Source organism: Pseudomonas citronellolis (genome assembly GCF_001586155.1).
Classification (GTDB): domain Bacteria; phylum Pseudomonadota; class Gammaproteobacteria; order Pseudomonadales; family Pseudomonadaceae; genus Pseudomonas; species Pseudomonas citronellolis.
On the sequence record NZ_CP014158.1, the window covers coordinates 3,873,747 to 3,888,294 of the forward strand.

At 67.9% G+C, this 14,548-nt stretch carries 13 protein-coding genes; all 13 read left to right on the forward strand.

Annotated features, from left to right (window positions below):
* Positions 1–47: 47 nt before the first annotated feature.
* The 13 genes from PcP3B5_RS16780 to dapA all read left to right on the forward strand — a co-directional run bounded on the left by PcP3B5_RS16780 (position 48) and on the right by dapA (position 14,516).
* Complete coding sequence (locus PcP3B5_RS16780) at positions 48–641, forward strand: helix-turn-helix domain-containing protein (RefSeq protein ID WP_009622552.1); 594 nt, start codon at positions 48–50, stop codon at positions 639–641.
* Between the two features lie 1,814 nt (positions 642–2,455).
* Complete coding sequence (gene purU, locus PcP3B5_RS16785; protein ID WP_061561923.1) at positions 2,456–3,322, forward strand: formyltetrahydrofolate deformylase; 867 nt, start codon at positions 2,456–2,458, stop codon at positions 3,320–3,322.
* Complete coding sequence (gene folD, locus PcP3B5_RS16790) at positions 3,319–4,206, forward strand: bifunctional methylenetetrahydrofolate dehydrogenase/methenyltetrahydrofolate cyclohydrolase FolD (protein WP_043271773.1); 888 nt, start codon at positions 3,319–3,321, stop codon at positions 4,204–4,206. Before purU ends, folD begins: the two co-directional genes overlap by 4 nt.
* A gap of 5 nt (positions 4,207–4,211) precedes the next feature.
* Positions 4,212–5,453 carry an FAD-dependent oxidoreductase gene (locus PcP3B5_RS16795; protein ID WP_043271774.1) on the forward strand — a complete coding sequence of 414 codons (1,242 nt, stop codon included), beginning with the start codon at positions 4,212–4,214 and terminating at the stop codon, positions 5,451–5,453.
* A gap of 10 nt (positions 5,454–5,463) precedes the next feature.
* On the forward strand, positions 5,464–5,760 hold the full coding sequence (locus tag PcP3B5_RS16800; RefSeq protein WP_009622566.1) for a sarcosine oxidase subunit delta: 297 nt from the start codon (positions 5,464–5,466) through the stop codon (positions 5,758–5,760).
* On the forward strand, positions 5,757–8,660 hold the full coding sequence (locus PcP3B5_RS16805; RefSeq protein ID WP_058072573.1) for a 2Fe-2S iron-sulfur cluster-binding protein: 2,904 nt from the start codon (positions 5,757–5,759) through the stop codon (positions 8,658–8,660). Before PcP3B5_RS16800 ends, PcP3B5_RS16805 begins: the two co-directional genes overlap by 4 nt.
* A gap of 3 nt (positions 8,661–8,663) precedes the next feature.
* Positions 8,664–9,347: a sarcosine oxidase subunit gamma gene (locus PcP3B5_RS16810; RefSeq protein ID WP_009622570.1), complete on the forward strand. Its 684-nt coding sequence runs from the start codon at positions 8,664–8,666 to the stop codon at positions 9,345–9,347.
* Between the two features lie 43 nt (positions 9,348–9,390).
* Positions 9,391–10,146: an IclR family transcriptional regulator gene (locus PcP3B5_RS16815; protein ID WP_061561924.1), complete on the forward strand. Its 756-nt coding sequence runs from the start codon at positions 9,391–9,393 to the stop codon at positions 10,144–10,146.
* A 390-nt stretch (positions 10,147–10,536) separates the two neighbouring features.
* Positions 10,537–11,376: a substrate-binding periplasmic protein gene (locus tag PcP3B5_RS16820; RefSeq protein ID WP_043271776.1), complete on the forward strand. Its 840-nt coding sequence runs from the start codon at positions 10,537–10,539 to the stop codon at positions 11,374–11,376.
* A 54-nt stretch (positions 11,377–11,430) separates the two neighbouring features.
* On the forward strand, positions 11,431–12,252 hold the full coding sequence (locus PcP3B5_RS16825) for an amino acid ABC transporter ATP-binding protein (RefSeq protein WP_009622576.1): 822 nt from the start codon (positions 11,431–11,433) through the stop codon (positions 12,250–12,252).
* Positions 12,253–12,262: 10 nt separating this feature from the next.
* Entirely contained in the window at positions 12,263–12,934 is a 672-nt protein-coding gene (locus PcP3B5_RS16830) for an amino acid ABC transporter permease (protein WP_009622578.1), read from the forward strand.
* 10 nt (positions 12,935–12,944) lie between these two features.
* Entirely contained in the window at positions 12,945–13,610 is a 666-nt protein-coding gene (locus PcP3B5_RS16835; protein ID WP_043313383.1) for an amino acid ABC transporter permease, read from the forward strand.
* Positions 13,611–13,637: 27 nt separating this feature from the next.
* Positions 13,638–14,516 carry a 4-hydroxy-tetrahydrodipicolinate synthase gene (gene dapA / locus PcP3B5_RS16840; RefSeq protein ID WP_061561925.1) on the forward strand — a complete coding sequence of 293 codons (879 nt, stop codon included), beginning with the start codon at positions 13,638–13,640 and terminating at the stop codon, positions 14,514–14,516.
* Positions 14,517–14,548: the final 32 nt, after the last annotated feature.

The following is a 14,548-nucleotide window of genomic DNA, read 5'->3' on the forward strand; positions in this document are numbered from 1 at the left end:
CAGTGCGAAATAATTATTCTTGAACCTAAACCGTGCAGGAACCCTGAATGTCGACCGAGACCCAACCGCGCCTCCGCCTGGAGCAGTACCTGGGCATGCAGATCAAGCGCCAGCGCCAGGCGCAGGAGCTCAAGCTGGCGGACGTGGCGCGCATCGCGGGGATCAGCCAGGGCATGCTGAGCAAGATCGAGAACGCCCAGGTCTCCACCAGCCTCGACACCCTGAGCCGCCTGTGCGACGTGCTCGGCATGCCGATGTCGAAACTCTTCAGCCAGTACGACCAGCCCGACGGCAACGCCCTGCTGGTGAAGGCCGGCGACGGCCTGGAAGTGGTGCGCCGCGGCACCGAGAAGGGTCACACCTACCAGTTGCTCAACCACACCCGCGGGCCGAAGAAGAACTTCGAGGCCTACATGGTCAGCATGGACGACGCCAGCGAGGAGTTCCCGACCTTCTCCCACCCCGGCACCGAGTTCCTCCACCTGCTGGAGGGCGAGTTGGTGTACCGCCACGGCAACCAGCTCTATCCCATGCAGGCCGGCGACAGCCTGACCTTCGACGGCGAAACGCCCCACGGCCCGGAGAAGCTGGTGCAGGTGCCGATCCGGCTGTTGTCGATCATGAACTACGGCAACGATTGAGCGGCCGGGAGACCAGGCACGCCATTCCCCTGTAGGAGCGAGCTTGCTCGCGAACCGCATGGCACCACGTTTGTTCGCGAGCAAGCTCGCTCCTACGAAAAGCCGTGCCCACCTGCAACGTAGGAGCGGACCTTGTCCGCGATAGCAGGAATCACCGGCGCGATTCGCGGATGAGATCCGCTCCTACGCTGCCCCACCGCTCCATTCCCATGTAGGAGCGCGCCCTGCGCGCGAAATCGCGGGCAGGGCCCGCTCCTACGGTCCAAGGTGAGGCGTGATTCCCACGTAGGGCGCATAACCGTTCGCGGTTACCCACCGATGTCAATGCCTGCACCGTCCCCTGTAGGAGCGAGCTTGCTCGCGAACCGCATGGCACCACGTTTGTTCGCGAGCAAGCTCGCTCCTACGAAAAGCCGTGCCCACCTGCAACGTAGGAGCGGACCTTGTCCGCGATAGCAGGAATCACCGGCGCGATTCGCGGATGAGATCCGCTCCTACGCTGCCCCACCGCTCCATTCCCATGTAGGAGCGCGCACTGCGCGCGATTCGCGGGCAGGGCCCGCTCCTACAGTCCGAGGTGAGGCGTGATTCCACGTAGGGCGCATAACCGTTCGCGGTTATCCGCCGATGTCAATGCCTGCACCGTCCCCCTGTAGGAGCGAGCTTGCTCGCGAACCGCATGGCACCGCGCTTGTTCGCGAGCAAGCTCGCTCCTACGAAAAGCCGTGCCCACCTGCAACGGAGCGGACCTTGTCCGCGATAGCCGGAACCACTGGCGCGATTCGCGGATGAGATCCGCTCCTACGCTGCCCCACCGCTCCATTCCCATGTAGGAGCGCGCCCTGCGCGCGATTCGCGGGCAGGGCCCGCTCCTACAGTCCGAGGTGAGGCGTGATTCCCATGTGGGGCGCATAACCGTTCGCGGTTACCCACCGATGTCAATGCCTGCACCGTCCCCTGTAGGAGCGAGCTTGCTCGCGAACCGCATGGCACCACGTTTGTTCGCGAGCAAGCTCGCTCCTACGAAAAGCCGTGCCCACCTGCAACGGAGCGGACCTTGTCCGCGATAGCCGGAATCACCGGCGCGATTCGCGGATGAGATCCGCTCCTACGCTGCCCCACCGCTCCATTCCCATGTAGGAGCGCGCCCTGCGCGCGAAATCGCGGGCAGGGCCCGCTCCTACGGTCCAAGGTGAGGCGTGATTCCCACGTAGGGCGCATAACCGTTCGCGGTTACCCACCGATGTCAATGCCTGCACCGTCCCCCTGTAGGAGCGAGCTTGCTCGCGAACCGCATGGCACCACGTTTGTTCGCGAGCAAGCTCGCTCCTACGAAAAGCCGGAATCACCGGCGCGATTCGCGGATGAGATCCGCCTACGCTGCCCCACCGTTCCATTCCCATGTAGGAGCGCGTCCTGCGCGCGATTCGCGGGCAGGGCCCGCTCCTACGGTCCAAGGTGAGGCGTGATTCCCGCGTAGGGCGCATAACCATTCGCGGTTATCCGCCGATGTCAATTCCTGCACCCTCCCCCTGTAGGAGCGAGCTTGCTCGCGAACCGCATGGCACCGCGTTTGTTCGCGAGCAAGCTCGCTCCTACGAAAAGCCTTTCCCGACCGCTCGGCCGAAAACTTTCCTGCCAGGATAAAAATTTTCCCCAGGGTATGGACCCACGGATTCGCTTCGCCTATAAAAGCGCGAAAGGAAATTTATATTCCCAACAGTAAAAATCAATTCACCGGCAAAAGCCGTCCCCGCCGGTGAAACTTCCGCCCTTGCGCGCCGAGCTGCCTCCACACATCACGAGGACCCGACATGCACCACGCCCCCAGCCACTTCATCATCCGCATCAGTTGCCCGGCGGTGTCCGGGATAGTCGCGGCGGTGACCACCTACCTGGCCGAGCAGGGTTGCTACATCAGCGAGATGGCGCAGTTCGACGACGAAGGCAGCGGCCGCTTCTTCATGCGCGCCGTGTTCCGCTTCAACGAGGGCCTGGAGGGCGACATCGGCAATATCGAGTCCGGTTTCGCCGACGTGGCCAGCCGCTTCGACATGGACTGGAGCCTGCACAGCAGCGCCAAGCCGATGCGCGTGCTGCTGATGGTCAGCAAGTTCGACCATTGCCTGGCCGACCTGCTCTACCGCCACGCCAAGGGCGAGTTGGAGATGAGCATCACCGCCATCGTCTCCAACCATCTCGACCTGCGGCCGATGGCCGAGCGCGAAGGCATCCGCTTCATCTACTTGCCGGTCACGAAAGACACCAAGGCCCAGCAGGAAGCCGAGCTATTGAAGATAGTCGCGGAGACCGGCACCGAGCTGGTGGTGCTCGCCCGCTACATGCAGATCCTCTCCGACGACCTCTGCAAGCAGCTCTCCGGCAAGGCCATCAACATCCACCACTCGTTCCTGCCCGGCTTCAAGGGCGCCAAGCCCTACCACCAGGCCTACGAGCGCGGCGTGAAGCTGATCGGCGCCACCGCGCACTACGTCACCAGCGACCTCGACGAGGGCCCGATCATCGAGCAGGAAGTGCAGCGCGTGGACCACGCCTACGCTCCCGACGACCTGGTGGCCATCGGCCGCGACACCGAGACCATCGCGCTGTCCCGCGCGGTGAAGTACCACCTGGAACATCGCGTCTTCCTCAACCACGACCGCACGGTGATCTTCAAATGAATGCCATTCCCAGCGTCAAGCTCATCGACGGCAAGGCCACCTCGGCGCGGGTGCTCGCCGAGGTCCGCGAGGAAGTCCTGGCCCTGCGCGAGCATGGCATCCAGCCGGGCCTCGCCGTGGTGCTGGTGGGCAGCGACCCGGCCAGCCAGGTCTACGTGCGCAACAAGGTGCTGCGCGCCGAGGAAGTCGGCATCCGCTCGCTGGAGCACAAGCTGCCGGCGGACACCGGCGAGGCCGCCCTGCTCCAGCTGATCGCCGAATTGAACGAAGACCCGGCGGTGAACGGCATCCTCGTGCAACTGCCGCTGCCCAAGCACATAGACGAAAACCGCGTGCTCCAGGCCATCGACCCGCTGAAGGACGTCGACGGCTTCCACAGCGAGAACGTCGGCGGCCTCAGCCAGGGCCGCGACGTGCTCACACCCTGCACCCCGGCCGGCTGCATGCGCCTGCTGCAGGACACCTGCGGCGACCTCGCCGGCAAGCACGCGGTGGTCATCGGCCGCTCCAATATCGTCGGCAAACCGATGGCCGCGCTGCTGCTCAAGGCCCACTGCACGGTGACCGTGGTGCACTCGCGCAGCGCCAACCTGCGCGAGCTGTGCCGCCAGGCCGACATCGTGGTCGCCGCCGTGGGCAAGCCGCGCCTGGTCGACGCCAGCTGGCTGAAGCCCGGCGCGGTGGTGATAGACGTGGGCATCAACCGCATCGACGAGGACGGCCGCAGCAAGCTGGTCGGCGACGTCGACTTCGCCAGCGCCCTGTCCCAGGCCGCGGCCATCACCCCGGTGCCCGGCGGCGTTGGGCCGATGACCATCGCCTACCTGATGAAGAACACCCTGGCCGCCGCGCGCCTGCAACGCGCCGGCACCACCGCGGAGTAAGCAGCATGCCTTTCGCCCTCCTGAAATACGGCCTGAGCGCCGACTACCCGGTGGAAGTCGACTTGCCGCCGCCCTGCGAGCTGAAGCCGCGCTACGACGTGGTGATCATCGGCGGCGGCGGCCACGGCCTGGCTACCGCCTACTACCTGGCCAAGTACCACGGCGTGACCAACGTCGCGGTGCTGGAGAAGGCCTACCTGGGCGGCGGCAACACCGCGCGCAACACCGCGGTGATCCGCTCCAACTACCTCACCAGCGAGGGCGTGAAGTTCTACGCCGAGTCGGTGCGGATGTTCCAGGGCCTGTCCAACGAGTTCGACTTCAACATCATGTACTCCGAGCGCGGCCAGCTGACCCTGGCCCACACCGACGCCACGGTGCGCGCCTTCCGCCAGCGCGCCGAGGTGAACAAGCACTTTGGCGGGCGCACCGAGATGCTCGACCGCCAGCAGATCCGCGAGCTGGTGCCCACGCTCAACCTCGACCCCGGGCACCTGCCGGTGATCGCCGGGCTGTGGCACATCGACGGCGCCACCGCGCGCCACGACGCCGTGGCCTGGGGCTACGCCAAGCAGGCGGCCAAGCGCGGCGTGGAAATCCACCAGCTCACCGAAGTGCAGGACCTGGTGGTGCGCGACGGCCGCATCGAGGCCGTGAAGACCAACCGCGGCACCGTGCAGTGCGGCTGCGTGGTCCAGGCCATCGCCGGGGCCAGCTCACTGCTGATGGCCAAGGCCGGCATCCGCGCGCCCATCCACACCTACCCGCTACAGGCCATGGTCACCCAGCCGTTCAAGCCGTTCCTCGACCCGCTGGTGAGCTCCTCGGCGCTGCACTGCTACGTGCAGCAGACCAGCCGCGGCGAGATCGTCTTCGGCGGCGGCTCCGACCCCTACCCGCTGTACAACACCCGCTCGACCCTGGACCTGAAGGAAAGCCTGCTGGCCCACGCCATCGAGATGTTCCCGTTCATGGCCAACGCCAAGCTGATGCGCCAGTGGGCCGGGATCACCGACATGACCCCCGACTACAGCCCGATCATGGGCCTGTCGCCGGTCGAGAACTACTACCTCGACGCCGGCTGGGGCACCTGGGGCTTCAAGGCCACGCCCATCTGCGGCAAGACCATGGCCGAGCTTGTGGCCAGCGGCGGCAAGGTGCCGGAGCTGATCGCGCCCTTCGCCCTGGAGCGCTTCAGCCGCTTCCAGCAGGTCAACGAAATGGGCGCCACCGCGGCCAGCCACTGAGGATGCGCAGATGAAGATCATGACCTGCCCGCTCAACGGGCCCCGCAACATCAGCGAGTTCACCTACGGCGGCGAATTCAAGCGCATGCCCGACCCGGCCGGCTGCTCCGACGCGGAGTGGGCCGACTACGTGTTCAACAGCGACAACGCCGCCGGCGTGGTGCTCGAATGGTGGCTGCACAACGCCTCCAGCTACTGGTTCCTGGCCGAACGCCACACCGTCAGCGACCAGGTGATCCGCACCTTCGACCCGAAGGAAATCTTCGACCGCCGCATCGACTTCGCCCCGCAGGAGACCGCCCAATGAGCGCCCTCACCCGCCTGCCCGCCCCCATGGGCCTGCTGATCGACCGCACGCGGCCGCTGCGCTTCTCCTTCGACGGCCGCGACTACCAGGGCTACGAGGGCGACAGCATCGCCAGCGCCCTGCTCGGCAACGGCCGCTGGCTGCTCTCGCGCTCGTTCAAGTACCACCGCCCGCGCGGCCCGCTGACCCTCGCCGGGCAGGACGCCAACGCCCTGGTGCAGTTGCCCGACGAGCCCAACGTGCTGGCCGACATGCACCCCGCCCGCGAAGGCCTGGCGGTGGAAGGCCAGAACTTCTCCGGCAGCCTCGACAACGACCGCGACGCCTACCTGGGCAAGTTCTCGCGCTTCATGCCGGTGGGCTTCTACTACCGCTCGTTCTACAAGCCCAAGGGCATGTGGAAGGTGTGGGAACCGCTGATCCGCAAGAAAGCCGGCCTCGGCGTGCTCGACCTTGGCTTCAAGCCGCAGTACTACGACAAGGCCTACCTGTTCGTCGACCTGGCGGTGATCGGCGCCGGCCCCGCCGGCCTGCGCGCCGCGCTGGACGCCGCCAACGCCGGGGCCAGGGTGTTGCTGGTGGAACAGCAGCCGGTGCTCGGCGGCTCGCTGAACTACGCCCGCTTCGACATCGCCGGCCGCCGCGCCGCCGCGCTGCGCGCCGAGCTGGTGGGCGCCGTCGAGGGCCACCCGAACATCCAGGTGCTGACCCAGGCCACCTGCAACGCTTGGTTCACCGACAACTACCTGCCGGTCATCCAGCACAAGCGCATGTACAAGGTGCGCGCCACCCGCTGCCTGGTGGCCGCCGGCTCCTTCGACCAGCCGGTGGTGTTCCGCAACAACGACCTGCCCGGCGTACTGCTGACCAGCGCCGCGCAGCGGCTGATGAAGCTCTACGCGGTGAAGCCGGGCAAGCGCGCCGTGGTCCTCACCGGCAACGACGACGGCTACCTGGCCGCCCTCGACCTGCAGGAACAGGGCGTGGAGGTGGCCGCGGTGGTGGACATGCGCGCAGCCCCGGCCGACGCCGAGCTGGCCGCCGAACTGCAGCGCCGGCACATCCCGCTGCACGTTGGCAGCACCGTCTACGAAGCCCTGCACGAGGCCGGCATGCGCCACGTCAGCGGCGTCGACATCCGCCGCATCGCCGGCCAGGGCGAGGTCGCCGCGCAAGGCACGCAGCTGGCCTGCGACCTGCTGTGCATGTCCGCCGGCTACATGCCGGTCTACCAGTTGCTGTGCCAGGCCGGCGGCAAGCTGGCCTACGAGGAGGAGCGCGCCGAGTTCGCCATCAGCGGCCTGCCCGCCGGGCTGGACATCGCTGGCTCGGTGAACGGCCGCCACGCCCTGGGCAACGTGCTCGCCGACGGCGCCCATGGCGCCGCCGCGGCCCTCGCCGCGCTGGGCCTGGACGCGCCGGCGCCGGCCGCCTTCGCCGGCGAGGCGCAGGTGAACTTCCCCTGGCCGATCTTCCCCCACCCCAAGGGCAAGGACTTCGTCGACTTCGACGAGGACCTGCAGGTGCGCGACATCGTCAACGCCACCCGCAGCGGCTACCGCGACGTGCAGCTGGTCAAGCGCTTCTCCACGGTCGGCATGGGCCCGTCCCAGGGCCGCCACTCGGCGCTGCCCACCGCGCGCCTGGTGGCCCGGGCCACCGGCCGCGGCATCGGCGAAACCGGCGTGACCACCGCGCGCCCGCCGTTCGAGGCGGAGAAGCTCGCCCACGTCGCCGGCCGCGCCTTCGACCCCTACCGGCAGACGCCCATGCACCGCCGCCATGTCGAGGCCGGGGCGAAGATGATGCCCGCCGGCATCTGGCAGCGCCCGGCGTTCTACGGCAAGGCCGAGGATCGCGAGCGCTGCATGCAGGAAGAGGCCCGCCACGTGCGCGAGCAGGTCGGCCTGATCGATGTCTCCACCCTAGGCGGCCTCGACGTGCGCGGCCCCGACGCCGCCGAGCTGCTGGAACGCCTGTACACCTTCGGCTTCGCCAGGCTGGCGGTCGGCCGCACCCGCTACGCGCTGATGACCAACGAGCACGGCGTGGTGATCGACGACGGCGTGTGCGCGCGCCTGGGCGAGCGGCACTTCTACGTCACCGCCACCACCAGCGGCGTCGACCGCATCTACCAGCAGATGCTCAAGTGGAATGCGCAGTGGCGCCTCAACGTGGACATCGCCAACGTCACCGCCGCGCTGGCCGCGGTAAACCTGGCCGGGCCGCTGTCGCGCCAGGTGCTGGCCAAGCTCTGCGACGACGTCGACCTGTCCGCCGCGGCCTTCCCCTACCTGGGCGTGCGCAGCGGCAAGGTCGCCGGCATCCCGGCGCGCATCCTGCGGGTGGGCTTCGTCGGCGAGCTGGGCTACGAGGTCCACGTGCCAGCGCGCTTCGCCGAGCGCCTGTGGGACGCGCTGATGGAAGCCGGCGCCGAGCACGGCATCCGCCCCTTCGGCGTGGAGACCCAGCGCCTGCTGCGCCTGGAGAAGGGCCACGTGATCATCGGCCAGGACACCGACGGCATGACCCACCCGGCGGAGATCGACATGCAGTGGGCGATCGGCCGCAAGAAGCCGTTCTTCGTCGGCAAGCGCTCCATCGAAATCCTCGAGGCGCAGCCGCTCAAGCGCAAGCTGGTGGGCTTCGTCCTGCCCAAAGGCAGCGCCCAGCCGCTGGAGGGCCACCTGGTGCTCGACGGCGCCGACATCAGCGGCAACGTCACCTCCTGCGAGTACTCGCAGAGCCTCGGCCAGATCGTCGGCCTGGCCTACGCCGGCGCCCACCAGGCCACCCCGGGGATGCAGATCCCGATCCGCGTGGAGGGCGGCGCGGTGGTGCGCGCCACCGTCGTCCAGCTGCCCTTCTACGACCCGCAGAACCTGCGCCAGGAGCTCTGAGCCATGTCCAGCCTGAAAGCCGAAGACTTCATCGAACGCAGCCCGCTGTACCCGCTGCACCGCGGCGCGCGCCTGGCCGCCCTGGGCCGCGCCGCCATAGTCGCGCGCTACGGCGAGCAGGAAGAGCACGCGCAGTTGCGCAGCTGCGCGCTGATCGACCTGAGCAACCTGCCCCGCGCCGGTTTGCGCGGGGCCGACGCCTCCGCCTACCTGCAAGCCCGCGGCTACGCCCTGCCCGAGGCGCCCAACCGCGCCCTGCGCCAGGCCGACGGCGGCCTGGTGGCGCGCCTGTCGCAGACCGAGTACCTGCTGCTGGGCAGCCTCCACGACGGCGGCGCGCGCGTCGCCGCCGAAGAGGCCGCCTGGCAGCTGGACGACAGCGCCAACTACCTGCTGCCGCGCCAGGACAGCCACGCCTGGCTGCAACTGAGCGGCGAGCACTACGCGCAGGTGATGGCCAAGCTCTGCGGCGTCGACCTGCGCCCGACGGCCTTCGGCCCCGGCGCGGTGGCGCAGACCTCGGCGGCGCGGCTCAACGTCATCGTCATCAACGCCAGCGACGACGACCTGCCCAACCTGCAGATCCTCTGCGACCGCGCCTCGGTGCAGTACTTCTGGGAAGCGCTGCTCGACGCCATGGCCGAGTTCGACGGCCGCCCGGTGGGCATCGACGCCCTGCTCGACTGACCGGCCGGCGGCGCCCCGCGACGGGCGCCGCCGTGGAGGCCCCATGAGTGAAAGCGACTACCGCGTGCCGGCCCTGGAACGCGGCCTGAACCTGCTCGGGCTGTTCAACGCCCACCAGCGCAGCCTGGGCATGAACGAGATGGCCGAGCGCCTGGGGGTGAGCCCCTCGGCGCTCTACCGCATCGTCCAGACGCTGCAGGACATGGGCTACCTGAACCGCCTGGAGCGCAACCAGTACGAACTGGGCGCGCGGGTGATCTCCGACGGCTTCGCCTACCTGAGCAGCCGCGACATCGTGGAAATTGCCCTGCCGCACCTCAACGCCCTGCGCGACAGCACCTCGCTGTCGTGCCACCTGAGCATCCGCGAGCAGACCGACAGCCTGTACATCTACCGCGCCTTCGCCCCGCAGCGGCTGACGGTGAACATCCCGGTGGGCACCCGCCTGCCCTGCCACGTCACCGCCCTGGGCCGGGTGCTGCTCACCGCCCTGGACGAGGACGGCCTGGCCCAGCTCTACCAGCAGGTACGCCTGGACGACTACCCGCCGCCGGCGCCGCGCACCCTGCTGGAACTGCAACACACCATCGCCGAGGACCGCGAACGCGGCTGGGTGCTGCACCGCTCGGACTACTCCACCGCCATCGCCACCGCCATCCGCGACCGCAGCGGCCAGGTGGTGGCCGCCATCAACCTGTCTGGCCCGGAGGCGGTGCTGGCCACGCCCAGCGCGGAAGACCGCTACCTGGGCCTGCTGCGGGAAACCGCGGCGGCCATTTCCGCCGAGCTGGCGCTCTAGGCCAGCCGGGGCGGCGGCCCAGCCGCCCCGTGCCGCTCACCTCGCCCCGATAGATTGGTTGAGTACGCTTTTTCTCACCTTCAGGTTTCAAAAACCTCACGCAAGCCCTCCCCCTTCAATCCCTTTCCCCAGCGCCCCAGCCCGCCTCCGGCGCGCGTCGGCGGCCGCTTGGCGGCCTGACGCGACCGGCCATTGCGCTCTGTGACCGGCCGACGCAGCCGACCGGTCGGTCATTCGCTGAAGAAAAAGCCCGCGGCCTCTGTTGACAGGTTTTGCCCATCGCCCATACGCTGAATACATCGCTGCACACATCAAAGCGCACAACACACCACACAGCGATGAAAGTTGTTTGCCTTCTGCCTACAAAAACAAATTTACGGAGAGGTCAAAATGGCTCGTATGTTCCCCCGCTCCATCCGCAAGGCCCTCGCCTGCGCGGCCGCCGTCGGCGCGCTGCTCACCCAGACCCCGTCCCAGGCCGCCGATACGTCCATGTGGCAGGGCGTGCAAAAGGCCGGCGTATTGCGCTGCGGCGCGGCGGTCGCCGCGCCCTATGTGATGCGTGACGCCAGCAGCGGCCAGTACAGCGGCTACTTCGTCGACCTGTGCCGCGACTTCGGCGAGAAGGTGCTGAAGGTCAAGGTGGAGTTCGTCGACACCAACTGGGACAACCTCGTCGCCGGCCTGCAGAGCGGCAAGTGGGACCTGGCCATGGCCCTCAACCAGACGCCCGAGCGCGCCCTGGCGGTAGCCTTCTCGGCGCCGGCCACCGACTACCAGGTGTCGCTGGTGGTGAACAAGGAGAACCCCAAGTTCAGCGGCGCCGGCAACGCCATCGCCGACTACGACAAGCCCGGCGTGACCTTCGCGGTGATGTCCGGCACCGCCCAGGACAAGGCGATTTCCTCTGTGCTCAAGCAGGGCACCGTCATGCGCCTGCCGGGCATGGACGAAACGCGCCTGGCGCTGATGTCGCGGCGCGCCGACGTGCTGGTCGACGCCAGCGACACCAACCACCTGTTCGCCATGGCCAACGACTGGGCCAGGGAAGTCCTGCCCAAGCCGGCCCTGGCCAAGCAGGGCGTGGCCTTCGGCATGCGCCGCGACATCTCCGCGGCGGACCTGCAGGTGCTGAACATCTACGTGACCCAGCGCCGCGAGACCGGCGAGATCGACCGCCTGGTCGACAAGGCCTCCGCCGAAGTCAACGCCAAGACCGCCGCCAAGTAACTCCCGCCGACACCGGGGGCCGCGCAACGGCGGCCCCCGCGGAGAACACCGCTCATGAATACCCCGCGTTTGGTGGCTGCCCAGCCACAGGCTCCGTTCGCCCCGGATTCCACCGCCGGCGGCGACTTCATCCAGCTCCGAGGCGTGTGCAAGGCCTACGGCGAACAGCTGGTGGTGATGGACAACATGGACCTGGACATGCGCGCCGACGACCGCCTGGTCATCATCGGCCCGTCCGGCAGCGGCAAGAGTTCGCTGCTGCGGGTGCTGATGGGCCTGGAGGGCATCCAGGGCGGCAGCATCGCCTTCCAGGGCCAGCCCTACATCAGCGGCGGCCAGCGCCGCGGCAAGCCGCTGAACGAGGCGCTGCGCACGCAGATCGGCATGGTCTTCCAGCACTACACGCTGTTCCCGCACCTGTCGGTGCTGGGCAACCTGATCCTCGCCCCGTGCAAGGTCCATGGCCTGTCCCGGGCCGCGGCGACGGAGAAGGCCCGCGCCTACCTCGCCCGCCTGGGCCTGGAGAGCAAGCTGCACGCCTACCCCAGCCAGCTCTCCGGCGGCCAGAAGCAGCGCGTGGCCATCGCCCGCGCGCTGATGCTCGAACCCAAGCTGATGCTGTTCGACGAAGTCACCTCGGCGCTGGACCCGGAGATGGTCATCGAGGTGCAGAACGTGATGCTGCAACTGGCCGAGCAGAAGATGGCGATGATCATCGTCACCCACGACATGCACTTCGCCCGCCACATCGCCACCCGCGTGGTGTTCTGCGCCAACGGCAAGGTGGTCGAGCAGGGCCCGCCAGAGCAGATCTTCAGCCAACCCAGGGAAGCCCGCACCCGCGAGTTCCTGGAAAAGGTCGTGCACCTGGATTGAGGGCGGCGCCATGAATTACCAATTCGACTTCCATTTCTTGAGCGGCAGCCTGCCGGCGCTGCTCGGCGGCCTGAAGGTCACCCTGGAGCTGGCCCTGGTGTCGAACCTGATCGGCCTGGTCTGCGGCTTCGGCCTGTGCCTGATGACCCTCAGCCGCTGGTTCTTCGTCCGCTGGCCGGCGCAGCTGTTCATCGAGTTCTTCCGCTGCACCCCGGCGCTGCTGCAGATCGTCTGGTTCTTCTACTGCGTGCCGATGCTCTTCAACGTGTTCATCGACCCCATCGCCATGGGCTTCCTGGCCCTGGGCCTGAACCTCACCGCGTTCAACGCCGAGGCCTACCGCGCCGGCGTGCAGGCGGTGCCGCGCGAGCACCTGGACGCCTGCGTCGCCCTGGGCCTGAAGCCCTGGCAGCGCACGCTCTACGTGGTGCTGCCACAGGCCCTGCGCAGCGCGGTGCCGGTGCTGATGACCAACGGCATCGGCAGCCTGCAGCAGAGCGCCCTGGTGGCGATAGTCGCGGTGTCCGACCTGATGTACGTCGGCAAGAGCCTGGCCACCGAGGCCTACCGCCCCCTGGAAACCTACACCCTGATCGCCCTCGTCTACTTCGCCCTGTCGCTGCCCATCGGCCAGCTGGTGCAGTACCTCGAACGGCGCCAGGACCTGGCGACGCAGCGCTGAGGAAACCGCCATGAGCCTCGATTTTTCCGTCGTCTTCTCCTACTGGCAGGTGCTGCTCAAGGGCCTGGCCCTGACCCTCGCCTTCACCCTCGGCTGCGCCGTCATCGGCAGCCTGGCCGGCTTCGTCCTGGCCCTGCTGCGCAACGTGCGCAGCCGCCTGCTGAAGCTGCCGGTGACGCTGTTCGTCGAGTTCTTCCGCGGCACGCCGCTGCTGATCCAGCTGTTCTGGGTGTTCTTCTGCTTCCCGGTGGTGTTCGGCCTGGACATCCCGCCCTACGTCTCGGTGGTGATCTCGCTGACGCTGTACATGGCCGCCATCACCAGCGAGACCTTCCGCGGCGCGCTCAAGTCCATCGCCGGCGAGCAGCACGACGCCTGCACCGCGCTGGGCCTGACGCCGCGGGTGAAGGTGCTCTACGTGGTGTTCCCGCAGGCGCTGCTGCGCGCGGTGCCGCCGCTGCTGTCGAACGTCGTCAGCCTGTTCAAGGAGAGCGCGCTGATCTCCTCCGTCGGCGTCGCCGACCTGATGTTCGTCGGCCAGAACATCTCCAACAGCACCGCGCGGCCGGTCGAGTTCCTCTCCGCCGTCGCGGTCATCTACTTCCTCGTGGCTTTTCCGCTGACCCGCCTGGTCGGCGTGATCGAAGCCCGGATGCTCAGGCGCTACGCCTACTAACCCCCACCACCGATGCGGAGATCCACCATGCAACTCACTGGCATCCTGCCCGCCCTCGTCACGCCCTTCGACAAGTCCGGCGCGGTCGACCACGACACCCTGGCCTCGATCCTCGAATACCAGCTCAAGGCCGGTGTCAGCGGCTTCGTCCCGCTGGGCTCGACCGGCGAGTACTACGCGCTCACCAACGAGGAGCGCCGCCAGGTCCTGGCCACGGTCAAGGAAGTGGTCGGCGAGCGCGGCACCCTGATCGCCGGCGCCAACGGCTCCTGCACCCGCGAGGTGCTGGAGCAGGTCAAGCAGACCGTCGAGGCCGGCTACACCAACCTGCTGATCGCCCCGCCCTACTATGCGCTGCCGTCCCAGGAAGAACTGCTGGCGCACTACCGGACCATCCTGGAGACCTTCCCGGAGATCAACCTGGTGCTCTACAACTACCCGGTGCGCACCAACGTCGAGGTCGGCATGGGCGTGGTCCAGGCGCTGGCCGAGCACCCGCGGGTCATCGCCATCAAGGAAAGCAGCGGCAACCTGCTGCGTGCCATCGAGATCGGCACCAGCTACAAGGACAAGGTGCAGCTGTCCTGCGGCTCCGACGACCAGGCCCTGGACTTCTTCCTCTGGGGCGCCAGCAGCTGGATCTGCGGCCCGGCCAACTGCTTCCCCGACCAGGTGACCGACTTCTACCGCAAGTTCGCCTCCGGCGACCTGGCCGGCGCCCAGGACGTGATGCGCAGCCTGTTCCCGGTGATGGCCAGCCTGGAAAGCGGCAAGTTCGTGCAGAAGGTGAAGTACGGCTGCGAGCTGGCCGGCTTCAGCGCCGGCAACGCGCGCGCCCCGCTACTGCCGCTGACCGACGAAGAAAAGGCCGAATTCCGCAAGGTATTCGAGGCTTCCCAGCGCTGAGCGCATGGACGCCGCTGCCCGCCCGGCAGCGG

Excerpts from the sequence above, each read along its gene's own strand:
- PcP3B5_RS16815 (WP_061561924.1), top strand. The coding sequence starts at position 9,391 with ATGAGTGAAAGCGACTACCGCGTGCCGGCCCTGGAACGCGGCCTGAAC.
- PcP3B5_RS16825 (WP_009622576.1), top strand. The coding sequence starts at position 11,431 with ATGAATACCCCGCGTTTGGTGGCTGCCCAGCCACAGGCTCCGTTCGCC.
- PcP3B5_RS16830 (WP_009622578.1), top strand. The coding sequence starts at position 12,263 with ATGAATTACCAATTCGACTTCCATTTCTTGAGCGGCAGCCTGCCGGCG.
- purU (WP_061561923.1), top strand. The coding sequence starts at position 2,456 with ATGCACCACGCCCCCAGCCACTTCATCATCCGCATCAGTTGCCCGGCG.
- dapA (WP_061561925.1), top strand. The coding sequence starts at position 13,638 with ATGCAACTCACTGGCATCCTGCCCGCCCTCGTCACGCCCTTCGACAAG.
- PcP3B5_RS16835 (WP_043313383.1), top strand. The coding sequence starts at position 12,945 with ATGAGCCTCGATTTTTCCGTCGTCTTCTCCTACTGGCAGGTGCTGCTC.
- PcP3B5_RS16780 (WP_009622552.1), top strand. The coding sequence starts at position 48 with ATGTCGACCGAGACCCAACCGCGCCTCCGCCTGGAGCAGTACCTGGGC.
- PcP3B5_RS16805 (WP_058072573.1), top strand. The coding sequence starts at position 5,757 with ATGAGCGCCCTCACCCGCCTGCCCGCCCCCATGGGCCTGCTGATCGAC.
- PcP3B5_RS16820 (WP_043271776.1), top strand. The coding sequence starts at position 10,537 with ATGGCTCGTATGTTCCCCCGCTCCATCCGCAAGGCCCTCGCCTGCGCG.
- folD (WP_043271773.1), top strand. The coding sequence starts at position 3,319 with ATGAATGCCATTCCCAGCGTCAAGCTCATCGACGGCAAGGCCACCTCG.
- PcP3B5_RS16800 (WP_009622566.1), top strand. The coding sequence starts at position 5,464 with ATGAAGATCATGACCTGCCCGCTCAACGGGCCCCGCAACATCAGCGAG.
- PcP3B5_RS16810 (WP_009622570.1), top strand. The coding sequence starts at position 8,664 with ATGTCCAGCCTGAAAGCCGAAGACTTCATCGAACGCAGCCCGCTGTAC.
- PcP3B5_RS16795 (WP_043271774.1), top strand. The coding sequence starts at position 4,212 with ATGCCTTTCGCCCTCCTGAAATACGGCCTGAGCGCCGACTACCCGGTG.